Annotated in this window: 28 protein-coding genes and 1 pseudogene; 9 read left to right on the forward strand and 20 right to left on the reverse strand. The window is 70.9% G+C overall.

The genetic code is table 11. The features are described from left to right. Positions 1 to 60 precede the first annotated feature (60 nt). The gene (locus BFV98_RS30415) at positions 61 to 1,566 is read left to right on the forward strand and encodes a hypothetical protein (protein WP_030271593.1); all 1,506 of its coding nucleotides are present in this window, start codon (positions 61 to 63) and stop codon (positions 1,564 to 1,566) included. A gap of 558 nt (positions 1,567 to 2,124) precedes the next feature. Here the strand turns inward: BFV98_RS30415 and BFV98_RS30420 are convergent. The 4 genes from BFV98_RS30420 to BFV98_RS30435 form a co-directional block, all read right to left on the reverse strand. Then, complete coding sequence (locus BFV98_RS30420; protein WP_030271597.1) at positions 2,125 to 4,095, reverse strand: cation-translocating P-type ATPase; 1,971 nt, start codon at positions 4,093 to 4,095, stop codon at positions 2,125 to 2,127. 91 nt (positions 4,096 to 4,186) lie between these two features. Beyond that, entirely contained in the window at positions 4,187 to 5,398 is a 1,212-nt protein-coding gene (locus tag BFV98_RS30425) for a sodium:proton exchanger (protein ID WP_083395345.1), read from the reverse strand. After that, positions 5,388 to 5,870, reverse strand: a complete 483-nt coding sequence (locus tag BFV98_RS30430; RefSeq protein ID WP_135241032.1) for a signal peptidase II — start codon at positions 5,868 to 5,870, stop codon at positions 5,388 to 5,390. The genes BFV98_RS30425 and BFV98_RS30430 overlap by 11 nt, the downstream gene beginning before the upstream one ends. 50 nt (positions 5,871 to 5,920) lie before the next feature. Beyond that, positions 5,921 to 6,268: a helix-turn-helix transcriptional regulator gene (locus BFV98_RS30435; protein WP_030271602.1), complete on the reverse strand. Its 348-nt coding sequence runs from the start codon at positions 6,266 to 6,268 to the stop codon at positions 5,921 to 5,923. Positions 6,269 to 6,335: 67 nt separating this feature from the next. On the opposite strand from BFV98_RS30435, the pseudogene BFV98_RS30440 reads away from it, so the two are divergent. Further along, a pseudogene (locus BFV98_RS30440) lies at positions 6,336 to 6,833 on the forward strand (cation transporter); the annotation flags it as partial. Then, the gene (locus BFV98_RS30445; protein ID WP_198039664.1) at positions 6,830 to 7,186 is read left to right on the forward strand and encodes a DUF3703 domain-containing protein; all 357 of its coding nucleotides are present in this window, start codon (positions 6,830 to 6,832) and stop codon (positions 7,184 to 7,186) included. The pseudogene BFV98_RS30440 and the gene BFV98_RS30445, both read left to right, overlap by 4 nt. Before the next feature lie 29 nt (positions 7,187 to 7,215). On the opposite strand, the gene BFV98_RS30450 is transcribed toward BFV98_RS30445, so the two are convergent. The 5 genes from BFV98_RS30450 to BFV98_RS30470 all read right to left on the reverse strand — a co-directional run bounded on the left by BFV98_RS30450 (position 7,216) and on the right by BFV98_RS30470 (position 9,348). Beyond that, entirely contained in the window at positions 7,216 to 7,551 is a 336-nt protein-coding gene (locus BFV98_RS30450; protein WP_030271608.1) for a YnfA family protein, read from the reverse strand. Continuing rightward, entirely contained in the window at positions 7,548 to 7,856 is a 309-nt protein-coding gene (locus tag BFV98_RS30455; RefSeq protein WP_135241031.1) for a hypothetical protein, read from the reverse strand. The genes BFV98_RS30450 and BFV98_RS30455 overlap by 4 nt, the downstream gene beginning before the upstream one ends. Further along, positions 7,840 to 8,289 carry a MerR family transcriptional regulator gene (locus BFV98_RS30460; RefSeq protein ID WP_030271612.1) on the reverse strand — a complete coding sequence of 150 codons (450 nt, stop codon included), beginning with the start codon at positions 8,287 to 8,289 and terminating at the stop codon, positions 7,840 to 7,842. Before BFV98_RS30460 ends, BFV98_RS30455 begins: the two co-directional genes overlap by 17 nt. Further along, positions 8,286 to 8,636, reverse strand: coding sequence for a hypothetical protein (locus BFV98_RS30465; protein ID WP_030271613.1), 351 nt, complete (start codon positions 8,634 to 8,636; stop codon positions 8,286 to 8,288). Before BFV98_RS30465 ends, BFV98_RS30460 begins: the two co-directional genes overlap by 4 nt. A gap of 340 nt (positions 8,637 to 8,976) precedes the next feature. After that, positions 8,977 to 9,348 (reverse strand): helix-turn-helix transcriptional regulator, encoded by a 372-nt coding sequence (locus BFV98_RS30470; RefSeq protein WP_030274786.1) that lies wholly within the window; start codon positions 9,346 to 9,348, stop codon positions 8,977 to 8,979. 188 nt (positions 9,349 to 9,536) lie between these two features. On the opposite strand from BFV98_RS30470, the gene BFV98_RS30475 reads away from it, so the two are divergent. Then, positions 9,537 to 10,583: an ArsO family NAD(P)H-dependent flavin-containing monooxygenase gene (locus BFV98_RS30475; protein WP_123111594.1), complete on the forward strand. Its 1,047-nt coding sequence runs from the start codon at positions 9,537 to 9,539 to the stop codon at positions 10,581 to 10,583. A gap of 111 nt (positions 10,584 to 10,694) precedes the next feature. Here the strand turns inward: BFV98_RS30475 and BFV98_RS30480 are convergent, their stop codons facing one another. The 9 genes from BFV98_RS30480 to BFV98_RS30520 form a co-directional block, all read right to left on the reverse strand. Next, entirely contained in the window at positions 10,695 to 12,092 is a 1,398-nt protein-coding gene (locus BFV98_RS30480) for an FAD-dependent oxidoreductase (protein ID WP_030274782.1), read from the reverse strand. 156 nt (positions 12,093 to 12,248) lie between these two features. Then, a complete protein-coding gene (trxB, locus tag BFV98_RS30485; RefSeq protein WP_030274780.1) occupies positions 12,249 to 13,181 on the reverse strand; it encodes a thioredoxin-disulfide reductase in 933 nt (310 codons plus the stop codon). 64 nt (positions 13,182 to 13,245) lie between these two features. Continuing rightward, a complete protein-coding gene (locus BFV98_RS30490) occupies positions 13,246 to 13,653 on the reverse strand; it encodes an arsenate reductase ArsC (RefSeq protein WP_030274778.1) in 408 nt (135 codons plus the stop codon). After that, positions 13,650 to 13,841 carry a hypothetical protein gene (locus BFV98_RS30495; protein ID WP_030274776.1) on the reverse strand — a complete coding sequence of 64 codons (192 nt, stop codon included), beginning with the start codon at positions 13,839 to 13,841 and terminating at the stop codon, positions 13,650 to 13,652. The genes BFV98_RS30490 and BFV98_RS30495 overlap by 4 nt, the downstream gene beginning before the upstream one ends. Next, positions 13,838 to 14,584 (reverse strand): MIP/aquaporin family protein, encoded by a 747-nt coding sequence (locus tag BFV98_RS30500; RefSeq protein WP_036311740.1) that lies wholly within the window; start codon positions 14,582 to 14,584, stop codon positions 13,838 to 13,840. The genes BFV98_RS30495 and BFV98_RS30500 overlap by 4 nt, the downstream gene beginning before the upstream one ends. Before the next feature lie 53 nt (positions 14,585 to 14,637). Beyond that, a complete protein-coding gene (locus BFV98_RS30505) occupies positions 14,638 to 15,300 on the reverse strand; it encodes an arsenate reductase ArsC (protein ID WP_030274772.1) in 663 nt (220 codons plus the stop codon). Next, entirely contained in the window at positions 15,297 to 15,983 is a 687-nt protein-coding gene (locus BFV98_RS30510) for a helix-turn-helix domain-containing protein (RefSeq protein ID WP_030274770.1), read from the reverse strand. The genes BFV98_RS30505 and BFV98_RS30510 overlap by 4 nt, the downstream gene beginning before the upstream one ends. Before the next feature lie 101 nt (positions 15,984 to 16,084). After that, complete coding sequence (locus BFV98_RS30515; RefSeq protein ID WP_030274768.1) at positions 16,085 to 16,759, reverse strand: permease prefix domain 1-containing protein; 675 nt, start codon at positions 16,757 to 16,759, stop codon at positions 16,085 to 16,087. Then, a complete protein-coding gene (locus tag BFV98_RS30520) occupies positions 16,741 to 17,079 on the reverse strand; it encodes a PadR family transcriptional regulator (RefSeq protein ID WP_030274767.1) in 339 nt (112 codons plus the stop codon). The genes BFV98_RS30515 and BFV98_RS30520 overlap by 19 nt, the downstream gene beginning before the upstream one ends. 117 nt (positions 17,080 to 17,196) lie before the next feature. Here BFV98_RS30520 and BFV98_RS30525 point away from each other — a divergent pair, with 117 nt between their 5' ends. After that, a complete protein-coding gene (locus BFV98_RS30525) occupies positions 17,197 to 19,410 on the forward strand; it encodes a PEP/pyruvate-binding domain-containing protein (protein ID WP_176921742.1) in 2,214 nt (737 codons plus the stop codon). A 98-nt stretch (positions 19,411 to 19,508) separates the two neighbouring features. Here the strand turns inward: BFV98_RS30525 and BFV98_RS30530 are convergent, their stop codons facing one another. Beyond that, positions 19,509 to 19,856 carry a helix-turn-helix transcriptional regulator gene (locus tag BFV98_RS30530; protein WP_082171419.1) on the reverse strand — a complete coding sequence of 116 codons (348 nt, stop codon included), beginning with the start codon at positions 19,854 to 19,856 and terminating at the stop codon, positions 19,509 to 19,511. Positions 19,857 to 19,918: 62 nt separating this feature from the next. Here BFV98_RS30530 and BFV98_RS30535 point away from each other — a divergent pair, with 62 nt between their 5' ends. Further along, positions 19,919 to 21,037, forward strand: a complete 1,119-nt coding sequence (locus tag BFV98_RS30535) for an NAD(P)/FAD-dependent oxidoreductase (RefSeq protein WP_083395346.1) — start codon at positions 19,919 to 19,921, stop codon at positions 21,035 to 21,037. 45 nt (positions 21,038 to 21,082) lie between these two features. On the opposite strand, the gene BFV98_RS30540 is transcribed toward BFV98_RS30535, so the two are convergent. Continuing rightward, positions 21,083 to 21,466, reverse strand: a complete 384-nt coding sequence (locus BFV98_RS30540) for a metalloregulator ArsR/SmtB family transcription factor (RefSeq protein ID WP_030274759.1) — start codon at positions 21,464 to 21,466, stop codon at positions 21,083 to 21,085. Between the two features lie 87 nt (positions 21,467 to 21,553). Here BFV98_RS30540 and BFV98_RS32410 point away from each other — a divergent pair, with 87 nt between their 5' ends. Genes BFV98_RS32410 through BFV98_RS30550 form a run of 3 tightly spaced genes read left to right on the forward strand, consistent with a single transcriptional unit; the run spans position 21,554 to position 23,207 of the window. Further along, positions 21,554 to 21,703 (forward strand): hypothetical protein, encoded by a 150-nt coding sequence (locus tag BFV98_RS32410; protein WP_157551546.1) that lies wholly within the window; start codon positions 21,554 to 21,556, stop codon positions 21,701 to 21,703. A 14-nt stretch (positions 21,704 to 21,717) separates the two neighbouring features. After that, positions 21,718 to 21,966, forward strand: coding sequence for a hypothetical protein (locus tag BFV98_RS30545; RefSeq protein ID WP_030274757.1), 249 nt, complete (start codon positions 21,718 to 21,720; stop codon positions 21,964 to 21,966). Then, positions 21,963 to 23,207, forward strand: coding sequence for a M28 family metallopeptidase (locus tag BFV98_RS30550; protein WP_030274755.1), 1,245 nt, complete (start codon positions 21,963 to 21,965; stop codon positions 23,205 to 23,207). Before BFV98_RS30545 ends, BFV98_RS30550 begins: the two co-directional genes overlap by 4 nt. Positions 23,208 to 23,214 lie beyond the last annotated feature (7 nt).

Below are 23,214 nucleotides of genomic sequence, written 5' to 3' on the forward strand. Positions count from 1 at the left end.
CGGCTTCTTCAAGGCTCCTTGACTGACACGGCAAATAGCTGGACGAGGAGAGGTTCCGTCTTGAAGGACAAGGATCTCGAAGGCGCCGAGCGTTCGCAGCTTTCGCGCCGTCAATTGGTGAAGTACGCCGGTGTCGGGGCGACCCTGGCGGCGGCGAGCCCGCTGGTGGGTGGCGGTGCGGCCTGGGCCAACGACGACCGCGAGGACGACAAGCGCGACAAGGGCGGGGAGTCCCGTAACCGGGTGTGGCGGGCCGGCGACCACCACATCCACTCGGAGTACAGCGGCGAGTTCGACACCTCGACGAACCCGCCGACGTTCCACAAGGGCGCCGACGCGGTGTACCCGATCGTCACCAACGCGATCATGGCGAAGAACTTCGGCCTGACCTGGGCGATGGTCACCGACCACGGCGGGCCGACCCACTCGAAGGTCAACCTGGAACAGGCCTACCCCGACCTGTTGCTGTCCCGCAAGCTCGTGCCCGACGTGCTGCAGTTCTGGGGCATGGAGTTCGACGCCCCGGCGATGGACCACCACACCCTGATGATCCCACGCCACGACGACGAGGCGCAGATGCTCTTCGACCTGGAGAGCAAGTTCGCCAAACGCGACCCGTTCCCCGCCGTCCCGGGCGGGGACACCGAGGCCAAGATGGTCGAGTTTCTTAAATACGCCAAGACCCTGCGGCAGAAGCCGTTGGTCATCGCGCACCACGCTTCCCGGTCGGCTCCCGGTTGGGGCGTGTGGGGGCAGGACACGCCGCACGAGTTCCGCAACGGCAACAACGCCGCGCCGGACATCTATGTCGGCTTCGAGGGCGCTCCCGGCCACCAGGCGGGCCCGCTCAACGGCGGCGCCCGGGGCGGCTACGGCAACCACCCGACCCACGGCGGCTACGATCAGATGACCGCTCGGGTTGGTGGGCTGTGGGACTCGCTGCTCGGTGAAGGGCGGCGCTGGTGGATCACCGCGACGTCGGACTCGCACGTGCACTGGACCCGCGGTGGTTCCGACTTCTGGCCGGGCGAGTACAGCAAGACGTACGTGCTGGCGCGGCAGGACTACGGCGACATCATGGACGGCCTGCGTAACGGCCGGATCTGGGTCACCACCGGCGACCTGATCACCAGCCTCGACCTCACCGCGAGGAGCCAGGGCAAGGACGCGGCGATGGGTGAGACCGTCACCGTGACCCGCCGCGACCGCACCGACGTCGAGATCGAGATCAAGTTCCGGCCGCTTAACGGCCAGAACCACAACGGCGACCGGCCCGAGGTCCGGCGGGTCGACCTGATCGTCGGGCAGATCACCGGCCCGTCCGCCAACCTCGACGCCGACACCAACCCCACCACCAAGGTCGTGGCCCGGTTCGGTCCCCGCGACTGGCGCAAGCAGGGCAACGACTACGTCGTCAAGCACACGCTGCGCAACGTGGACGGTGACATGTACGCCCGCGTCCGCGGCACCAACACCGACGAGGCCGAGCCGCTCGCCGACGGGCTCGAGAGCCCGTGGGAAGACCTGTGGTTCTACTCGAACCCGGTCTTCGTCCACGTCCGCTGAACCAGCCGGTCCTGAGCCTTGGCGGACCTACCGGGAGCGGCAACCAACACATGGCGCTGCTCGGAACCGTCCGACCGCCCAGCTCCTGCTTCCCCGACGTCCGTGCCTTCCGTCGCGTTTGCGACGGAAGGCACGGACGGCGCCCCTCTGCGGCCGCGCGTCCCGGTAGGACGGCGCGGCGCTGGGCGACCGCGACGGGGATCATGACGGCGAGGGCGACGACGTTGAGTCCGATGCCGACCAGCGACGTGTCGGGGCGTTCGGCGCCGATCAGGTCAGAGATGGACTTGTAGGTGACGTAGCCGGCCAGTGCGAGGAAGCTGCCGGCGATCAGCCGCAGCGCCGGCCGTTGTCGGGCGCGGGGTCCGGCGCGTAGTTGCCAGATGACGACGGCGGCGGCGAACACCTCGATGACCGAGTCGATGCCGAAGCCGATGAGTGCGATGGAGCCGGCGGCCAGGCCGGCAGTGACGGCGATGGCTCCTTCGATGATGTCCCAGACGACGATGAGCCAGGCGAGGCGCTGCCCCCGTCGGCGCAGCGCCTCCTCCCGGTTGGTCATCCGACGCTCACCGTCTCAGGGGCTGGGGTGGTGTCGGCGTCGGTGGTGGTGGTGAGGGGTGGGAGCGGGCGGGCGCGGCCGGCGCGGACGCCGTTGGCGATGATGATCACCTCGGCGATCTCGTGTACGAGGACGACGGCGGCCAAGCCGAGCACCCCGAGCAGGGCCAAGGGCATCAGGCCGATGACGACGGCGAGGGACAGGCCGACGTTCTGTAGCATGATCGACCGTGCCCGGCGGGCGTGGTCGAGGGCCTGGGGCAGGTGGCGCAGGTCCTCGCCCATGAGCGCGACATCGGCCGTTTCGATGGCCACGTCGGTGCCCATGGCGCCCATCGCGACGCCGAGGTCGGCGGTGGCCAGGGCGGGCGCGTCATTGACACCGTCACCGACCATCGCCGTGAGCCGCTGATCGCGGAGCTGCGCCACGATGCGGGCCTTGTCTTCGGGGCGCAGGTCGGCGTGCACCTCGGTGATGCCGGCCTGTTCGGCGAGGGCGGTGGCGGTGGCTTCGTTGTCGCCGGTGAGCATGGAGACGTGGTAGCCGCCGCGGCGTAGCCGGTCGATCACCTCGACGGCTTCCGGTCGAAGCTCGTCACGCACCGCGATCGCGCCGATCAGTCGGCCGTCGTCCTCGACGAGGACGGCGGTGGCGCCGGCCTGCTGCATGCCGGTGATGGTGTCGGCGAGCTCCCCGGGGTGCAGCCAGCCGGGTCGGCCGAGCCGGACGGTCCGGCCGTCGACGACGCCGGTGAGGCCGGCGCCGGTGATGGCTTCGACGTCGGTGGCCGGCCGGGGGGTGTCGACGGCGGCGAGGATCGCCCGGGCGAGGGGATGTTCGCTGCGCGCCTCCAACGCGGCGGCCAGGTCGAGGACCTGCTCGCGGGTGGCGCCGCCGGTCGCGGCGACGTCGATGACCGTCGGCCGGTTGCGCGTGAGGGTGCCGGTCTTGTCCAACGCCACACCCCGCACTGCGCCGAGCGCTTCGAGGGCGGCGCCGCCCTTGACGAGCACGCCGAGTTTGCTGGCGGCGCCGACGGCGGCGACCACGGTGACCGGCACGGAGATCGCCAGCGCGCACGGGGAGGCGGCGACTAGCACGACGAGGGCCCGCTCGATCCAGGTGGCGGGGTCTCCGAGCAGGCTACCCACGACCGCGATGAGCGCGGCGGCGATCATCACCCCGGGAACGAGGGGTTTGGCGATGCGGTCAGCGAGGCGCTGGCTGGCGCCCTTGCGGGCCTGTTCGGCCTCCACGATCCGCACGATCTTGGCGAGGGAGTTGTCCTCGGCGGTCGTGGTGACCTCGACCTCCAGTACCCCGGTGCCGTTGATCGACCCGGCGTACACCTCGCTGCCGGTGGCGGCTTCGACCGGTACGGATTCGCCGGTGATGGCGGAGACGTCGAGGGCGCTGCGGCCGGTGCGGATGATGCCGTCGGTGGCGATCCGCTCACCGGGCCGCACGATCATCAGGTCGCCGACGCGCAGCTCGGCCGGGGAGATGGTCAGCTCGGCGCCGTCGCGGCGGACGGTGGCCTGCGCGGGGACGAGGGCGAGCAGGGCGCGCAGGCCGCGGCGGGTGCGGGCCAGGGAGTACTCCTCCAGCCCTTCGCTGATGGAGTACAGGAAGGCCAGCATGGCGGCTTCGCCGACCTGACCGAGGATGACGGCGCCGACGGCGGCGATGGTCATCAGCGTGCCGACGCCGATCTTGCCCTTGGCGAGGCGGCGCAGCGTGGACGGCACGAACGTCCACGCGCCGACGGCGAGAGCGAGGGCCTGCAGGCCGATCTCCACCGGCCGCGGCGCGCCCGTCCACCCCGCGATGTAACCGGCCAGCAGCAGCACCCCGGCTACAGCGGCCGCACGGATCTCGGAGACATCCCACAGCCGTTCCGGTTCCCGTTCTTCGGCTTCACCTGTGCCGGTGGGCTTGTCGTCGCCGCAGCCGCACGCGTCGCTCATCGGGCACCTGCTCGTCGTGCGACGGCGGCAGGGGCGCTGCCGGGTCGAGGTGTGGCGGTCATGGTCACGGATCCTTTCCGAGATACGGGGGTTACAGGGATTTGATGAGGGCGGGGACGTGCCGGCGCTGCCGGATCAGCAGCGCGACGGCCAGGACGGTGTAGACGGCGGCGATCATGTAGCGGATGTTGGGTGAGGGCAGCACGAACTGGACGGCGAACAGGCCGAACAACAGCAGTGCTTCGGCGCGGGTCAGCCGCAGGTCGGCCAGGACGGCCACGCCGAGCAGGGTCTGGGCGGTGGTGAGCGCCAGCTCCTCGGTCTGCCGGGCGTCCAGCGGCAGCCCGGCGAACGTGCCGCCGCCGAGGTGGTACGCGGCGGGAAGGCAGGCGATCAGGAGGGTCCACTGGTTGAGTTTGGCTGCCAGCAGAGCACCCATGCCGTCGTCGGCGCGGCCGTGCAGCGCGAACGTGATCGCGACGATGACCTCCGGGGCTTCGGAGGCGATCGGGGCCAGCCACTGCACCAGCAGGAACTTGTCAATGCCCAGGTCGGCGCCGGCGGCGACCAGCGAGTCGCCGAACGGCTCTGCCGCGGCGAGGATGGTGACGCCGGCGGTGATGAACAGCGCGGTGACCAAGCCGCGGCGGCGGGCGGGCGGCTGCACGGCGACGGTGGCTGCGACGCCGGTCAGGTCCTCGTCGCCTTCGTCGTTGCCACGGATGCGCCACAGGTAGGCGGCGAACAGCCCTCCGAGCACCAGGGTGTCGTACCAGGCCAGCCGGCCGGTCAGCGGAATGACCAGGGCGTAGACGGTGGCGGCGGCGAGGAACACGATCTCGGTGCGCCGATGCGGCGCCAGGGTGACCCGGTCGCGCTCGCCGCGCTTCCCGTGGCGGCGCACCGCGAAGATCGCGAAGGCGACCAGCAGTGGCCACGCCACCCCGATGAGCAGTCGGTTGGCCCCGGTCATGTTCGCCGTGGCGTAGGCGGCGTAGGCCGGTTCGTGTCCGGCGGTGTAGGCGAAGTAGATGTCGACCGCGTACTCGGGCAGGATCGCCACCAGAGCCAGGATGGCCAGCGCGAGGCTGCCGGAGATGTCCACCCGTGCGGCCTCCGACGCCCACATCAGCAGCGCCACCGCGGCCAGCACCGCCGCGCCGAACACCACCATTGCCGCCACCGGCGCCAATTGCACGCCGGCCAGCCGCACAACCACCGCCGGGGCGGCGACGGCCAGGGCGATCCCGATACGGGCGGCGGCGCCCCGTCCGCTGACGGTCATTTCGATCTCAGCGCTCACCGCTCCCCCCGGCGATCCTCGAGCCCTGGATGTCGTCGGCTGCCCGGACAGTGACGGGCACGTTGCGCAGGCTTAGCCACACCGCGACCGCAACGCCGCAGATCAGGAAGGTGTCGGCCAGGTTGAACGTCGGCCACCAGTCCAGGTACAGGAAATCGACCACATGTCCTCGGCCCAGACCCGGAGACCGGAACAGCCGGTCGACCAGATTCCCGGCCGCTCCGCCTGCCACCAGGCCGAGCGCCACCGCCCACCCACGGTGGGTAACTCTGCGCCCATACCAGGCGATGCCCGCGATGACGGCCACCGTGACGACGGTGAAGACCGGAGTGATACCGGTACCGACCGAGAACGCCGCGCCCGGGTTGCGGGTCAGCCGCAGCGCCAACCCGGCGAACAGATCGACGCTGCGGCCCGGCAGCCACGCCGCGGCCGCGCTCTTGGACGCCACGTCCACCGCCAGCGCGGTCATCGCTGCCCCTGCCAGCCACGCCACCCGCTGCGGCGGGGCCTGCACAGCGGTCACTGGGCGCCGTCGCCGTAGGTGGGGCACAGCGCCACCGTCTCCCCGGTCGCGGCCAGCAGCGACTCGGCGGCCGACAGTACGGCCATCAGCTCCACGCGCGTCAGGAAGTAGAAGGACTGGCGACCGACCGCCCGATAGTCCACCAGGCCGCAGTCACGCAGGCAGGCCAGATGCGCCGACACCGTTGACTGCGCCCAACCCAGCTCCCGGACGAGATCCACCACCCGCGCCTCACCGTCGGCCAGCCGGCGAACGATCGCCAGGCGGGTCGGATCCGCAAGCCCGCGGAACAGTGCCGCAGCGGGGGCGAGAGTCTCTCGCTCCACCTGTTGTCTCATCGCCATGCGGCGATGCTAGCGCATTATTCGGGTTGGCATCGCGCGATCGCGATCACATCGTATCCACGTGATGCTGGCATGGATCTTTCGCGGATCCCCGGCATCGACAGCCGTGTCGTTCTTCGCGCTGGCCGCCTACGTCACGGTCGAGTCGGTGCGCGCGCTCGCCGGTGGCGGGGAAGCCGAGCACTCCACCGTGGGTTTGGTCCTGGCCGGCCTGTCGCTGCTCATCATGCCCGTGCTGTCTCATGCGCAGCGGCGGGCCGGGCGCGAGTTGGGTTCCCGGTCGGCGGTGGCCGACTCCAAGCAGACCCTGCTCTGTACCTACCTGTCGGCGGTACTGCTCGTCGGCCTGGGCTTCAACAGCCTGTTCGGCTGGTCATGGGCTGATCCCCTGGCCGCGCTGGTCATCGCCGCCGTTGCGATCAAGGAGGGGCGAGAGGCATGACGTGGGGACGCCTGCTGTGCGGTGCCGGTCAGCGGAGCGAACTCGCTTACTTTCCAGGCTGAGGGCGCCGGCGCCTGCGGGTGCAAGCCCGGCTGTGCCTGCTGCACGAGCGAGGCCAAGTGATCTTCCAGCGCATGCCCGAACCGGTAGGCGTCGTGTTCGACGCCGAGCTGTTCACCGCGCGCACCGCGACCGATTCCGCTGCCGCCTGGCGCGCAGCCGAACGCGCTCACATCCTGTCCCAGCCCTGGCCGTGGCGGCACACCGTCACCCACGCCGTGATGCTCAAACGAGCACCACGCGAGCGCGACGTGGTCGAAGCGGTGGGCCAGGCGGTCCGGCTCGCGGTGGCCGGCCCAGGATCAGCCGTCGGCCGCTACCCGGAAGGCAACACGGGACGGGCCCGCGTCCCCCTCACCCAGCTGATGCGGGTGCCAGATGACTTGGCGGCCATCCTGTCGCACCGAGCTGAGTGACCAGGTGGGCAGAAGCTCCGGCCAGGCGGCTAGCTGGCCCGTGGGGCGTACATGATGACGGCGACTCCGACAAGGCAGATGGCTGCGCCGATGATGTCGTAGCGGTCGGGGTGGAACTTGTCGACGACCATGCCCCAGGCGAGAGAGCCGGCGACGAAGATGCCGCCGTAGGCGGCCAGGATGCGGCCGAAGTTCGCGTCGGGTTGGAAGGTGGCGACGAAGCCGTAGACCCCGAGTGCGATGACGCCGGCCGCGACCGAGAGCAGGCCCCGGTTTTCCCGCCAGCCCTGCCACACCAGCCAGGCGCCGCCGATCTCGGCGAGCGCGGCGAGCAGGAACAGCAGGATCGAGCGGGCTACCGTCACGCGTCCGACCGTAGCGTGACTACCTCGCGCTCGCGCTGGTCACTCTGCCCGCAGGAGCAGTTGCGGCCGGCGCAGCCGGTGGTGTGGCGGCGTTTGCTGGCCCACCACCAGGACAGGCCGGCGAGCACGGCCAGGGCGAGGGCGACGCCGGGCAGGAAACGGTTGGCCGCGGCCCAGCCGGCACCACCGAGGATTCCGGCGGCCAGCAGTGGCGGCAGCACGCAGCAGGCGGCGCAGGCGGCTCCCGCGAGTCCGGTCATGCCGGAGGGGAGCAGGCGGCGCAGCCGGTTAGCAGGTGTCGGCACGGTCGTTCCTTTCGGCGAGTTCAGCAAACGGCAGGGGGCAGCAGGCGCTGCCGGCGCAGGCGACCAGGTCGTCGCAGCCGGCCGAGATGGCGGCGCGCAGGGTGTCGCGGATGACGGATAGGTCGGCCAACTTCTGTTCCACCTCGGCGAGCTTGTCCTTGGCTCGTGCCTGGAGGCCGGTGTCGGGTCGACCGTTGTGCTGGTGTTGGCCGGCGGCGAGGAGGTCGGCGACCTCGTTGAGGGTGAAGCCTAGGCGTTGCGCGGTCTTGATGATCCGCAGCAGGGTGACCGTGTCGGACGGGTAGAGCCGATGCCCGCCGGGCGACCGCTGCGGGGAGGCGAGCAGCCCTCGGCGCTCGTAGTAGCGCAGGGTTTGCAGGTTGACCCCGGCCGCGTCGGCCAGCTGGCCGCTGCGCAGCCCTGATCCGCTCATCGCTGAACCCGGACAGCCCGCTGGGCTAGGGCATCAAGCACGTCGACGTGTGCTGCCGGTACTCGAACGTCCAGCGTCAGTGAGTTCAAGTCGGGTCGCGCGATGTCGAACGTGAAGAACGAGCAGCAAGACGATTCACGGGCTGCCAGATCCCGCGCCGTCTTTTCGACCTGCTCCGCGCCGTCGAGGTGCAACCGCAGATGCTGTGCCGACAACCGCTCGGCACCCCGCACCGCGTCCCGGAAGAACTGATCGAACTCGGCGAGCCGCAGCGGCCGTTCGGCGGTCGGCAGGGTGCAGGCATCTGGCACCCAGGAGTCATCCGTCGTGACATGTTGGTCGCTCATGCAACGACGGTAAGCCTGTACCTAGGTATCAGATGCAAGCCCTGGTTCAGGAGAAGGACCAGGCTGCCGGCAGGCCGTCGGACACGGCCAACCAACGATGACCATTGGGTCGGCAATTGCCACGGTTGAGAAGCGGCTTACCGGGCAGCGACGCCGGCTGGGCGCCCACGGGTGCATACCAGTGTCCCTGCTCCTCGACCACGGTGTCGCCACAGATCCGATCAGCCCGGGCATCATTTGATGAGGCAAGGCCTTGTCGGCGTGGTCGACGCGGCCGTGACCAGAACGGACGCCATTGTCGGCACCCGCAGGAGCGAAAGCCGGCCTTCGAGGGTGCCGGTCAGCGGGCCTTCTTCGTCGTCCGCTTGCGGGGCGGCGTCAGCAGGTCGGCGATCGCCGCGATCGCGGACGGCACCAGTCGGTAGTACGCCCAGACGCCGCGCTTCTCGCGCTCGATCAGGCCGGCCTCGGTGAGGATCCGCAGGTGATGACTCACGGCCGGCTGGGACAGACCAAGCGGCGCGGTGAGGTCACTCACGGACGCCTCGCCGTCGGGAGCGGACTGGATCAGACTGAGCAGTCGCAGCCGGGCCGGGTCGGCGAATGCCTTCAGCACTCCCGCGAGCCGCTCGGCATCGGCACGCTTGATCGGCTCGCCGGCAAGCGGCGAGACGGCAGGCGTAGCTGTTTTCGCAGTTGGCACGTCTTCCATCGTTGCACCAACACCATCGATAGGCCGCTGGAACCAGGACCCGGTCACCGTCAGGTTGCGGGTAGGGAGCCCTGTCGGCTCGTCCCGGCCGTGTCAGGGGCCGGATGGGCGGTGCCGGCGTCGGCCCAGCGTGACGTGGAACTTGGGCCACTCGGCATGATGATCCGCGGACGAAGGAGGTGCCGGGCGTGCCCGGATCGTGTGACGTGGTGGTCGTCGGGGGCGGGCAGGGTGGCCTGGCGGCGGGCTACTACCTGCGCCGTGCCGGTCTGGATTACGTCATCCTCGACGCCCAGTCTCAGCCGGGTGGCGCGTGGGGGCATGGCTGGGACTCGTTGCGGTTGTTCTCGCCGGCCGAGTACAGCCCGCTGCCGGGGTGGGGGATGCCTCGGCAGGAGGGCGAAGACTTCCCGACCGCCGGGCACGTCGTGGACTATCTGCGGGCGTACGAGCAGCGGTACGACCTGCGGGTGCGCCGGCCGGTCCGGGCACATGAGGTGCGGCGAGCCGGGGAGCGCCTGGCGGTGGAGACCGACGCTGGGAGATGGCTGGCCCGGTACGTCATCTCCGCCACCGGTACGTGGGAGTGCCCGTACGTGCCCGACATCCCGGGCCGTGAGGAGTTCGCCGGCCGGCAGCTGCACACGGTGAACTACGCCTCGCCGGAGGAGTTCCGGGGGCAGCGGGTCGTGATCGTCGGCGGAGGTAACTCCGCGGCGCAGATCCTGGCGGAGGTGTCCCGGGTCGCTGAAACCACCTGGGTCACCTTGCGGCCGGCGCGGTTCATGCCGGACACCGTCGATGGTCGGGTGCTGTTCGGTGTGGCCACCCGTAAGGCCGCCGGTGGTGCCGGTGGCGGCGTCAGCGACCTTGGGGACATCGTGATGGTGCCCAGCATCCGCGACGCGCGGGAGCGCGCGGTCCTGCACTCCCGTCCGATGTTCGTGCGGCTCACCGACCGCGGCGTGCGTTGGGCGGATGGCGCAGAGCAGCCCTGCGAGGCCGTCATCTGGTGTACAGGTTTCCAGCCCGACCTCGCCCACCTCGCGCCGCTGCTGCCCGGATGGCGGCAGGGGAAGGTGGCGGTCGAGGGCACCCGGTCAATGGACGAGGCCCGCCTTTACCTGCTTGGCTACGGCGATTGGACGGGGCCGGCGTCAGCCACGCTGGTGGGTGCCGGCCGCACAGCGAAAGCGACGGTCGCCGACATCGCCACTCGACTGCGCGCAGCTTAGCGTGCCTCTTGACAGGTCGGCTGCCCGCCGGCCGAGGTGGCGACGCGGCAAGCGGGAGTGCAGGCGAGCGACAACGACGGCGACGCGGAACCAGACGAGGGCCTGCAGCCGTCAGGGGAGGTCGGCGGTGCGGGCGCTGACCCATCGCTGCGCGGCCGTTTGCACGGCGTCCCAGGGGCTGCCCAGCGGCGGGGTGTAGGACAGGTCGAGGTCAGTGAGGGCGTCGACAGTCATGCGGTGGTGCAGGGCGCCGGCGTAGATGTCCACGCGGGTGGCGACTGCGGTGTCGCGGTGGCCGACGAGCTGGGCGCCGAGCAGCTGTCCGCTGCGCTGGTCGCCGGTGATCGCGATCGTGACCGGTTTGGCGCGCGGGTAGTAGGCCTTGTGATCGTCGACGCGGGCCACGTGCGTGGCGGGATCGAATCCGTGCTCTCGGGCATCGGCGTCGCGCAGACCGGTCCGGGCGGCTACGAGGTCGAAGACTTTGACCGCCTGGGTGCCCAGCGAGCCGGCGAACTGCCGGTCGCCGCCGGTGGCATTTTCTCCCGCCACGCGGCCCTGCTTGTGCGAGGTGCTGCCGAGCGGCAGGTACGTGTTCGTGTCCAGGAGCCGGTGGTAGGTGTGCACGCAGTCCCCGGCGGCGTAGACGTCCGGCACCCCCGTGCGCATGTGCCGGTCCACCGCAATCGCCCCGCGCACTCGGAGCCGGACGCCGGCGGTCTGCGCGAGCGCGGTGTCGGGCCGGACTCCGACGACGACAAGCACCACGTCGGTGATCTGGCTGAAGCTGCCGCTATCGCCGAGCTGGTTGGTGGAATGGCCGGTGACCTTCAGCCGGCCGCCCTCGCGTGCCACCTCAGTGACGGTGGTGTCGGTGACGACGCGCACGCCGTGGCGTGTCAGTTCGTCGGCGACCAGCGTCGCCAGCTGCGGGTCGACGGTTCCCAGCACCTGCGGGATCTGCTCGACCACGGTGACCTGCAGGCCTCGGGCGTGCAGGGCTTCGGCCATCTCCAGCCCGATGTAGCCCGCTCCCACGATCAGCGCGGATTCCGGGCCCCGCTGCAGCGTCTCGGCAAGGGAGAGGGTGTCGTCCATGGTGTGCAGCAGATGCACCCCGTCGGCCGGTGTGAGCTCGTGCAGGCCGGCGATCGGCGGGCGGACCGGGACGGCGCCGGTTCCGATGATGAGCCGGTCGTAGCGGAGCTCTTCGTCACGCCCGCCTGGCCCACTGACCGTGACGGTGCGGGACGTGGGATCGATGTGCCGGGCGCGGGTGTCCAGGAGTAGTCGCAATCCGGCGTGTTCGAGGTCGTCGCGTGTGCGGTGGGCAAGGTTCCGCCAGTCGGGCACGTCGCCGGAGATGTGGTACGGGATGCCGCAGATCGAGTAGTTGGGGAAGGCGTCGGCGGCGACCACAGTGGTCTCGACGGACGGGTCGACATGTCGGGCGCGTAGCCCGGCGCTGACGCCGGCATCGCTGCCACCGATGATCAGAATGTGGGTCATGATGCCTCTCCCATCGGCGGCCCTGGACGGGCATCTCACCGCTTAGGTTGCCTGCTTGGCCACGCTGCCCAACAGCAGCCAGCGGGTCGGGGGCGCTGGGGGTTGACTCTGCCGGGTCAGTCCTGCCGGACATCCGACCGGCAGGACTGACCGAGTTCAGGACGTGGCGGCGAGGTACCGCTCGGCGTCGAGGGCGGCGGCGCAGCCGGTGCCAGCGGCGGTGATGGCTTGCCGGTAGGTGTGGTCGACGAGGTCCCCGGCGGCGAAGACGCCGGGAATGTTGGTGCGGGTGCCGGGGGACTGCACGCGGACGTATCCCTCGTCGTCCAGGTCGACCTGGCCTCGGAACAGTTCGCTGCGAGGGTCGTGGCCGATGGCCACGAACACGCCGGTGACGTCAAGGACCGTGATCTCGCCGGTGTGGACGTTGCGCAGGCGCGCTCCGACGACGACACCGTCGTTGCCGATGATCTCCTCGACGACGCTGTTCCACACGATGCGGACCTTGTCGTTGGTGAGGGCGCGTTCGGCCATGATGCTGCTGGCGCGGAAGGTGTCGCGGCGGTGCACGATGGTGACGCTGCGGGCGAAGCGGGTGAGGAAGGTGGCTTCTTCCATGGCCGAGTCGCCGCCGCCGATGACCGCGATGTCCTGGTCGCGGAAGAAGAACCCGTCGCAGGTGGCGCAGGAGGAGACGCCATGCCCGAGGAGTTCCTGTTCGCCGGGGACGCCGAGGGGTCGCCAGGCGGACCCGGTGGCGAGGATGACAGCGTCGGCTCGATAGGCCTGCTCGCCCACGTACACGGTCTTCAGGCCAGGGCCGGTGAGTTCGACGCGGGTGACGTCGTCGGTGATGAACTGGGCGCCGAAGCGGTCGGCCTGCTTGCGAAGATTGTCCATCAACTCGGGGCCCATGATGCCGTCGGGGAAGCCGGGGAAGTTCTCCACCTCGGTGGTGGTCATCAGCGCGCCGCCGGACTGGACGCCCTCAATGACCAGGGGGGCGAGGTTGGCGCGGGCGGCGTAGAGGGCGGCGGTATATCCGGCGGGTCCGGAACCGATGATGATCAAACGGTGGGGGTCGGGCACGAGGGGCTCCTCGATCGGTCCGCCCGCCACCCCTGTAGGGGCGGCGGGCGGTGGGGTGGACTCGTCAGGTGGTGGGGGTGAGGTCGGCGAGGAGGTCCTCCACCCGGGTGCGGATCTCGTCACGGACGCGACGGACCATGTCCAGGCCCTGGCCGGCCGGGTCCTCGAGCTTCCAGTCCTCGTACCGCTTGCCGGGGAAGGCCGGGCAGACGTCGCCGCAGCCCATCGTGATGATCACGTCGGAGGCTTCGGCGGTGGCGTAGTCGAGGATCTTCGGCTTGTTGGCGGTGATGTCGATGCCGACCTCCCGCATCGCCTCGACGGCCACCGGGTTGATCTGGTCGGCGGGCTCGGAGCCGGCGGAGCGGACCTCGACGGCGTCGCCGCCGAGGTGGCGCAGCCAGCCGGCGGCCATCTGGGAACGGCCGGCGTTGTGCACGCAGACGAACAGGACGCTGGGCTTGGACATCAGATGCCTTCCTTGGAGTACACGTGGTCATAGGGCCGATTCACGGGCGTCTCGGCGCGGGGTGCAGGCAGGGACCGGTCTGGGGCGCTGCTGCGGTCGAGCAGGCGGTAGCGGCCGGCGGGACGCGGCGGGTTGAGCAGGCGGCGGTAACGCACCTCTGCCTCGCCGTGCTCCGGGTCGTGGTTGGTCATCGGCGGTGGTCCAGTGCCGGGTCGCGTTCCTCGGCAGGGACGACGACCTGGTCGGCGGCCCGCCCGGCGTCGGGGTAGAGCGCGGCGAGTAGGCCGACGCCGACCGCCAGCCCGACCAGTTGGGCGACGACGAACCCTGGGACGGAAGCGGGGGCGATGCCGGCGAACGTGTCGGTGAACGCACGGCCGATCGTCACCGCAGGGTTGGCGAACGAGGTCGACGAGGTGAACCAGTACGCCGCCCCGATGTAGGCGCCGACGGCGGCGGGAGCGACCGGCGCGCGGCCGGAGCGGGCGAGGGCGAAGATCAGCAGGATCAGGCCGGTGGTGGCGACGACCTCCCCGAGCCAGAGATGCCCGGCGGCCCGGTCCTTGCTCGACCAGGCCACGGCGGACAGGTCGAACATCAGGTTCGCCAGGATCGACCCGCCGATCGCCCCGAGGACCTGGGCGATGACATACCCGCCGAGTTCGCGCAGGGTCAGTCCGGTTCCGACGCGGCGGCCGAGGAACCAGTCGGCGGCGGACACCACGGGGTTGAAGTGGGCGCCGGAGACCGGACCGAAGATCAGGATCAGCGCGCCGAGGGCAAGAGCGGTGGCGACCGAGTTCTCCAGCAACTGGAGCCCGACGTCGCCGGGAGAGAGCGTGGCGGCCATGATGCCGGAGCCCACGACGGCGGTGACGAGCAGGGCAGTGCCGATGAACTCGGCCAGCAGACGCCGCCGGAGTGCGATGGTCATCAGTGTTTTCTCTCCCATGATCTGACTGTCCCCGACAATCGGGGCACAGCGGGTTATCGGGTGGCGGGAACGTCCAGTTCGTCGAGGAGCCGCCGGACCCGGCGCTCGATCTCGTCCCGGATCGGCCGCACATCGGCGACGCTGAGGCCCGCTGGGTCGTCGATGTCCCAGTTCTCGTAACGGGTACCGGGGAAGACTGGGCACGCGTCGCCGCACCCCATCGTGACGACCACGTCGGCGGCGCGGACCACTTCGTCGGTCCAGGGCTTGGGGAACTCCTCGGAGATGTCGATGCCGCGTTCGGCCATCGCGGCGATCGCCGAGGGGTTGATCTCGATGCCGGGTTCGCTACCGCCGGACCAGGCGACGGCGTGGTCGCCGGCGAGGTGGACGAAGAAGCCCAGGGCCATCTGGGAGCGGCCGGCGTTGTGGGTGCACAGGAACAGCACGACGGGACGGCCGTCGCGGTGGTGTCCCTCGACCCGTGCCAGGGCCCGCAACCGCTGGCGGGCGAAGCGCTCGGCGAGCAGGGGCAGGTAGTTCGGGATGCTGGCGGCGGTGGCGAACTGGTCGTAGCTGCTGTGCAGGAACCGCTTGATGGTCTCGGTGCCGTAGATGCCGTCGAACTCGGCGGCCAGCCGGGTTGCTGCGGTGTGCAGGGCGAGCTGCTGGTCGAGAGTGATCTCCTGTTGAATGCGGGCGCTGATGTCGGTCATCGGGTGCCTCTCAACATGGTGGTGGGGGCGAGGCGGTCGACGCGGTCGGCGAGGTCGGCGTAGGCCGCCTCGAACGCTTCGTCGGTGTCGATGCGGACCGGGTCCGGCACGGACCAGTGCAGGCGGGGGCGGACCGGTCCGGTGAGCTCTTCGTGGGCGTTGTCGCAGACGGCGATGACCAGGTCGTCGTCGCGGACGACGTCCTTGACGTGGGCGGTGCCGGTTGCATCGAGGTCGAGGGCGTGGCGGTGGGCCACGGCAAGCGCGCGGGGATGCACTCGGGTCGCAGGCTTGGTGCCGGCCGAGGCGGCTTCCCCATGGGTGCGCCGCTTCCACAGCGCCGCGGCCAGCTGGGAGCGGGCGGAGTTGTGGGTGCAGACAAAGACCACCCGTCCCACATCGGCCAGCGGGGGAGGGGTGAGGGCGGCCAAGGCTGCCGGCTGAAGTCGCAGGTAGGTGCGCCGCCGGTCGCCCTCGGACCGGCCGCGCTGGACGAGGCCGGCTTCGGTGAGCACCTTGACGTGGTGGGCGACGAGATTGGTCGGCATCTCGAGGGTGTGGGCGATCTCCCCGGGCGAGGCGTCGCCCTGGCTGAGCGCGTCCACGATCGCCAGGCGCGCAGGGTCGCCGAGTGCGGCGTGGACCCGTGCGCGCCCGGCCAGGGAAGCAAGCTCAGCGTTCATTGAGTCAACTATCGCTGAGTGATCTGTCGTTCGTCAAATGGGAGTGAGGGATAAGCCCGTCGGGGGCTTGGCGGCGCTCAGTCGACGGGCGGGTTCGATGATCAGGAGGGCGGCGAGGTGCGCATCGCGGTGGCGTGGCGCATCGTGACCAGGCTGCAGACGATCCGAGTGAGGCTAGCGGCGACGGCGAACGTGGCCAGTGACTTCGCCGGAATCTCTGACCGGAGGTGGCTCGCGATCACCGTGAGATCCCCGGCGAGCGCAAGGGCGGCGATGGTGATGGTCGCGGCGAGTGCGTGTTGTGGGCTTGCTTCGGGTAGCCAGCGCATGAGGCGACCGGTCGTGGCCACCGTCCCAGCGGCGGTGGCGATCGCGATGATGATCAGTGGGATGACGGGGATCGCGGCCAATAGGGCGACCAGGCCGGTGCGCCAGGGGTGGGGCTGCAGGAGCAGCAGCCACCAGATGCCCACGACAGGTCCGGTGGCGATGTACCAGGCGATGGTGCGCCGGGCGTAGGCGGTGGCCAGCTCCCCGGCGAAGGCCTCGGCGACCGCTTGCGGGGTGCCGAACTGGGCGATCGCGGCGGCGACCGCCTCACCTTGGGGTAGGCCGGCGGCGGTGCGGTCGGCGACGGCGTGGTGGAGTCCGTCGCGTAGTTCGGCGAGGATCTGCTCCCGACGCCGCCGTGGTCCACGCAGTCGTGCGGCGAGGTCGCCCAGGTAGGCGTCGAGAGGTGCTTCGCCTGCTCGGCTGGTCAGGCGGTCGTTGGCCATGCCCGCCCGCCCAGAACTGCAGTGACGGCGGTGGAGAAGTGGTCCCAGACTGCCCGCTGCTCACCGAGCGCGGCCTGTCCGGCCGGGGTGAGGTGGTAGGCGCGGCGGCGGCGGCCGCCGACGGTCTGCCAGTCACTGGCGATCAGGCCTGCGCGTTCGAGGCGGTGCAGCGCCGGGTAGACGGTGCCGGTCGGCAGGTCCAGTGCCCCGCCGCTGCTGTCTCGCAGGGCTTCGATGACGGCGTAGCCGTGCTGTGGCCCGGGTTCCAGGACCGCGAGCAGCAACGCATCGAGATGGCCTTTGAGCAGTTCCGGTCGCATCGGCAACACCTGTGGCTCCTCGTTCTTGCTGATGGCGGCCCAGCGGTTCTACTGTAGCGTCACAATACTTTGCGGTGCTACACATGGTGGTGGGTGATGAGCTCCAACCTCACGGTGGTGGACCTGGCCGAGGCGAGCGCGGTCGACCGGGCGCTGATCGGTGGAAAGGCGGCCGTGCTGGCGGACCTGACCGCAGCCCGGTTCTCGGTGCCGCCCGGGATTGTGGTCACCACCGGCGTCCTCGATGATCCGCAGCTTGACCGACGGCTCGCGGCCAGTGTCGAGGGCCTGGGCGGGGAGCGGTTCGCGGTGCGTTCGTCGGGAGCGGCCGAGGATCTACCGGATGCCTCGTACGCAGGCCTGTACGAGACGTACCTGAACGTGCCCGCCGACGGGCTGGGTGCGGCGGTGCGGCGATGCTTCGCCGCGGCGGCCAGCGAGCGGGTCACCGCCTACCACCAGCGGCGTGGCGGGGCGACGGCGGCGATGGCGGTGCTGGTGCAGGTGATGGTCGACCCGATTGTGGCCGGGGTGGCGTTCACCGCGCATCCGGTCACCGGCGACCGCGATCAGACGTTGGTGGCCGCCGTCGCGGGGTTGGGTGATCCGCTGGTGTCGGGTGTGACGACCGGCGAAGAGTGGACGGTCACCGCGAGTCGCACCGCGATGACCCGGTCCGGCCCCGGCGGTGGACGGGTCCTCACCGACGTCCAGGCCGACGCGGTCGCGGAGCTGTCGCGTCGGATCGCCGACCGGTACGACGGCCGCCCGCAGGACGTGGAGTGGGCCATCGACCGGGCGGGCCGTCTGTGGCTGCTGCAGGCCCGGCCGATGACTGCGGTGCCGGAGCCGGTGTCGTGGACGGCGCCGGGACCGGGGTTGTGGATGCGCAACTTCCGGCTCGGGGAATGGCTCCCCGAGGCCGTCACTCCGCTGTTCGCCAGCTGGCTGCTGCCGGTGCTCGAAGACGGGTATCTCGATGGGATGTACGGCAGCGTCGGGGTGCGAGTGCCGTTCCGGTACGCGCTGGTCAACGGCTGGTACTACAACGCCACACCAATCCCGTCACCAAAACTCCTCGCTGGGGTGCTGTGGCAGGGACGCTGGCGGGCCGCGAAGATCCTCTTCAACGCGTTGATCCGGGTCAGCCATGACCCGGATGCCGCCGACCGCGCCGTCCTGTCCGAACTGGAGCGGGCCTGGCGTGAACAACAACTGCCCGGCTATCGACGCCTCGTGGCCGCCGCGGAGGCGGAGGTCGACACGGCATCGCCTCGGCGATTGGCCGAGCTCGTCGACGCACTCGGGCGGGAAGCCGGGATCTACCTCTGGTATCTGGCGATCGTCGGCGGGTCGGCGTGGAAGATGGAAGCCTGCCTGACTCGCTTCGTCCGCCGGCATCTCATCGACGTGCTCCCCGACGATGAGGGCGGTGCGCAGGTGCTGTTGCGCGGGCTCCCCGGCGCCCAGCCGGTGGCCGGCGCGCACGCCGTACAGAGCGTCGACTGGTATCACCCGGTCGCCGGAGAACTGGCAACGGGCCGACCACCCCGAGCCGGGGACCGCTACCGCTCGCTTGCCGAACAGCGGATGGTTGCCGAACAACGCTGCCGAGCGACGCTGGCCGACCGCCCGCGGTTGCTGGCTGACTTCGACCGGCTGCTGAAGGTCAACCAGCGCTACGCCGTCATCCGGGAGGAGCAGGCGCGGGAGTTCACCCTCGCCTGGCCGGTCCTGCGGGCCTGCACCGCCCGCCTCGGGCGGCACCTGGTCAACCTGGGAGCTATCGAGCAGCCCGGAGACATCTACTTCTGCACGCGGGATGAAGTGAACAGCGGGATCGAAGGCGACCCCGGACAGCTGAGCGCCAGGGTTGCCGAGCGGCGCGCCCTCTGGCAGCGCCAACGCCGCCTGACCGCGCCGTTGACCCTGGGCCGTCCCGCGCGACTGATCGGCGACGTCATCGAACACGCGGTTCAACAGGCCCGCGGCACCACGGAGACCGCCGAGGGCGCCCTCGTCGGGCATCCCGCCTCGGCCGGCCGGGCCACCGGCGAAGTCGCCATCGTGCACGGACCTGAGGACTTCGACGGCTTCGCCGATGGTCAAGTGCTCGTCGCGAAGGCCACCGCCCCGGCATGGACACCGCTGTTCTCCCGCGCCGCCGCAGTGGTCACCGACGGCGGCACCCTAGCCGCACACGCCTCCCTGGTGGCCCGTGAGTACGGCATCCCCGCCGTCGTCGGCACCGGCGACGCCACCCAACGACTGCGCCCCGGGCAGCTCGTAACCGTCGACGGAACAGCCGGAACCATCACACTCCACACCTAACCTGTCATGCCTGCAGGTGCGGCATGCATGTCGGAGGGGGTGCGCGGCGTCCGGGCGGAGGGTGCTGGAGACCGCCGGGTCGCCGGTGGGCGACCTGGTCAGCAGCAGGTCGCCAGGTAAGACTGCAACTCCGCGAGGGCGGCGAGCGCGCCGTCCCGATCGGCCCGGTAGTACACGGTCTTCCCGTCGCGACGGGAGGTGACCACCCGTCCGCGTCGCAGCAGGGTCAACTGCTGCGACGCCGTGGCCTGGCTGATGCCCGTCCGCTCGGCCACCTCGCCCACCGACAGCTCGGCGCCCTGCGCGAACAGCATCATGATCCGCTGCCTGGTGGGGCTGCCCAAGGCCTTGAGGAACTCCTGCGTCTGCGGCGCCAGGCCCTCCGGGACTCCGGCCGCGCGCGCGGGCGGGGATGCCCCTGCGGGCTGTCCGGTGGCGTCGCTCATGGCCCTACCTTTCCCCACCATCGTCATATTGTCATTCAACAAAACGACGATATGATCGTGACATGACCACCCCATCCCAGCCAGTGATCATCGTCGGCGGCGGCCAGTCAGGCCTGGCCGCCGCCCGAGCCGCCCTGACCGCGGGCCTGCGGCCCGTTGTCCTGCAGGCGGGCAGCGAGCCGGTTGGCTCCTGGCCTGACTACTACGACAGCCTCACCCTCTTCTCGCCCGCCCTTTACAGCGCCCTGCCTGGCATGCGCTTCGACGGCGACCCGGACCGCTACCCCCGGCGCGACGAGGTCACGGCGTACCTGCGCCGGTACGCGCAGACCGTGGACGTCGACATCCGCACCCGCACCCGCGTCACGGCCGTGCACCCTCGCCGCGACGGGGGGTACCTCGTCCGCACTGACACCGGGGACGAGATGGCTGCGGTCGGCGTCGTCGCCGCCAGCGGATCGTTCGGCAACCCGTACCTGCCGACGCTGCCCGGCCAGGACGACTACGCCGGCGATCTCCGGCACGTCGCTCACTACCGCCGGCCGGAGGTGTACGCGGGCAAGCGGGTCATCGTCGTGGGTGCCGGCAACTCCGCCGTCCAGGTCGCCTACGAGATCGCCGGCCACGCCCGGGTCACGCTCGCCACCCGGGAACCCGTGCGCTTCCTGCCCCAACGCCTCGGCGGGCGGGACCTCCACCACTGGCTGCGGGTCACCGGCGCGGACCGCCTGCCACGCCGCGTCCTCACCCGACTTGTCCGACACGCCACCGTGCTCGACACCGGCGTATACCGCGACGCTCTCGCCTCCGGGCTGCTCTCCCGGCGGGACATGTTCACCGCCTTCACCCCTGAGGGCGTCATCTGGGCCGACGGCACGCCCGAGCCGGTCGACGCGGTCATCTTCGCCACCGGCTACCGCCCGGACCTCGCGTACCTCAAGCCCCTGGGCGCCCTCGACCATGGCGCGCCCCGGCACGTGGGCGGGATCTCCACCACCCATCCAGGGCTGATCTATCTCGGGTTGGAGTTCCAGCGATCCTTCGCCTCGAACACCCTGCGTGGCGTCGGTCCCGACGCCGCGCACGTCATGACTGCCTTCGCCGCTCACGTGTCCGGACGGCAAGGCCGGCAGCGGACAGCGGACGTCGCCTCGCACACGGGATCCGGCGCTCAACGCTGATCGCGTTGCGCGGTCGGCGCTGGTAGGTACGGGTTTGCCCGCGGCTTACGCCTGCGACGAGGGGGCGGGCTCGACCGACAGCAGGGCGGCGAGCTGGCGCAGGATTCCCGGGCGGGCGCGGTAGTAGACCCACGTGCCCCGCCGTTCGGCATCCACCAGGCCCGCTTCGCGCAGCGTCTTGAGGTGGTGCGAGATCGTTGGCCCGGTCAGGTCGAACGCCGGCGTCAGGTCGCACACGCACGCCTCCCCGCCCTCGGCGGAGGCGATCATCGACATCAGCTGCAGCCGCACCGGGTCGCCGAGGGCCTTGAACGCGGGAGCGAGCACCGCGGCCGTCTCGGCCGGAATCCGACGCTGCGCCAGCGGGGGGCAGCACGGCGTGTCGGCGTTGAGATCGATGACGGCGAGGGGCGCCTGTTGCTTTGACATGTCTCTAGGTTGACATCTCTCTAATCAACGTGCAACTCTCTGCTTAGACGGACGTCAAGACAGGCGTCTGGAGGAAGGGGACCCACCATGTTCGGCTCCACCCGCCGCTCATCCGCTCTTCGCGCTGGAGTCCGGTTCTGCGACTCCTGCGCTCAGGTGTCCACCGCCGACCAGCGTGCGCAGCGCCGCTACGACCGTGCCCGCACCACCGTCTACACGCTGATCAGCCCCCGCTGACGAGAGGACCTGTCATGAGCGACAACACCCAGACCACCGGCGGTTTCGCGGGCGACCCGGCCGCCGCCCTGCAGGTCACCGGCTCCGGCGCCTGCTGCGGCAGCCCCGCCCAGGCCGTGGGGTCCATCCTGCCGCCAATCGGCGAGGCCGCGAGCGCCGGCCCGTGCTGCGGCACCCAGGAAGCCGCGCAAGCGGCCGGCTCGTGCTGCGGCACGCAGGCCAAGGCCGACGCGGTGGCCGCGGGACAGGGGTGCTGCGGATGACCACCCCAGACGACCTCGCGGGCCTGCTCCGGGTAGTCAGCGCCGACCGGATGTCCGCGACCGTCGCCACCCTCGCCTCCGACCGCATGGCAGGACGGCGAGTCGGATCACCCGGCGGCGCGGCAGCCCGGGCGTGGCTCGTCGACGAGCTCACCGCTCTCGGCGCCACGGTCCGGACTGAGGAGTTCCCGGTCCGGGCGGTGCCGCAGGTGCACGAGGCGCCGACGGTCACCTGGGGCGGCGGGAGCAGCCCCATGCCGCTGGTATTCGGTCGCCAGGTCGCGATCCATTCCGCCTCCGCCGACGCCGCCGAGACCCGCCGCGGCCCGCTCGGCGTCGCCGGTGCCGACGACCCGGCCGGGCGGTGGCTCGTGGTGCCGGCGGAGATGAGCCTGTTCGACGCCTACCGGGACACCCGCGGCGCGGCCGGGCTGCTGATCCGCCGAGCCGTCGACGCCGACGGCTGGCAGTTCACCACCCTCGCCGGACCGGACCCGGGACCGCTGCCCGTCCTGACCCTCGACCCGGACACCCACCGCACCGTCCTCGCTGCGGCAACCGACAGCGCCAGCTGGTTCGCCGGCGCCACGCCGGTTCGCCGCGACGACGTCACCGGCACCAACATCCACGCCCGACTCCGGCAGACCGTCCCCGGCGGGGCGGAGCTGCTCCTGACCGCCCACTACGACGGCGTCGGCGACCACCCCGGGCTCCGCCAGCCCGGAGCGTCGGACAACGCCACCGGCGTCGCGGTGGTCCTCGAAGCCGCCCGCGTCCTCGGCCGCGGACTTCCCGACGGCGTCGGGCTCTGCGTCGCGCTGCTCGACGGTGAGGAGGTTGGCGCGCTCGGCTCGGCCCACCACGCCGCGCAGCTGCGCGACCAGGGCGCCGCGCCCCTGGTGGTCAACGTCGACGGAGCCGGCCGCCTGGATGGGGCGGCGGCGGTCGAGGCCGGCGGGCCCGCCCACCGCCTCCTGGCGCTGCTGGACCAGGCCGGCCGGCACACCGGCGTCCCACTCGCTGCGGGGCCGATGGCCTCGGACAACCGCCGCTACGGCGCAGCAGGCCTCGCCGCGGTCGGCATCGGTGCCGGGATGGGCGGCTACCACAGCCCCGCCGACACCCCTGACAAGGTCGACCCGGCCACCCTGGCCGCGATCGCCCGCCTCGTCGTCGCAACCGCCCACCTCACCGGGACGGCGCCTGCTAGGCTTTCATCGCCAATCGGCGATAAACGATAGAGGGAGT

Source organism: Micromonospora sp. WMMB235, from assembly GCF_001855515.1.
Taxonomy (GTDB): Bacteria; Actinomycetota; Actinomycetes; order Mycobacteriales; family Micromonosporaceae; genus Micromonospora; species Micromonospora aurantiaca.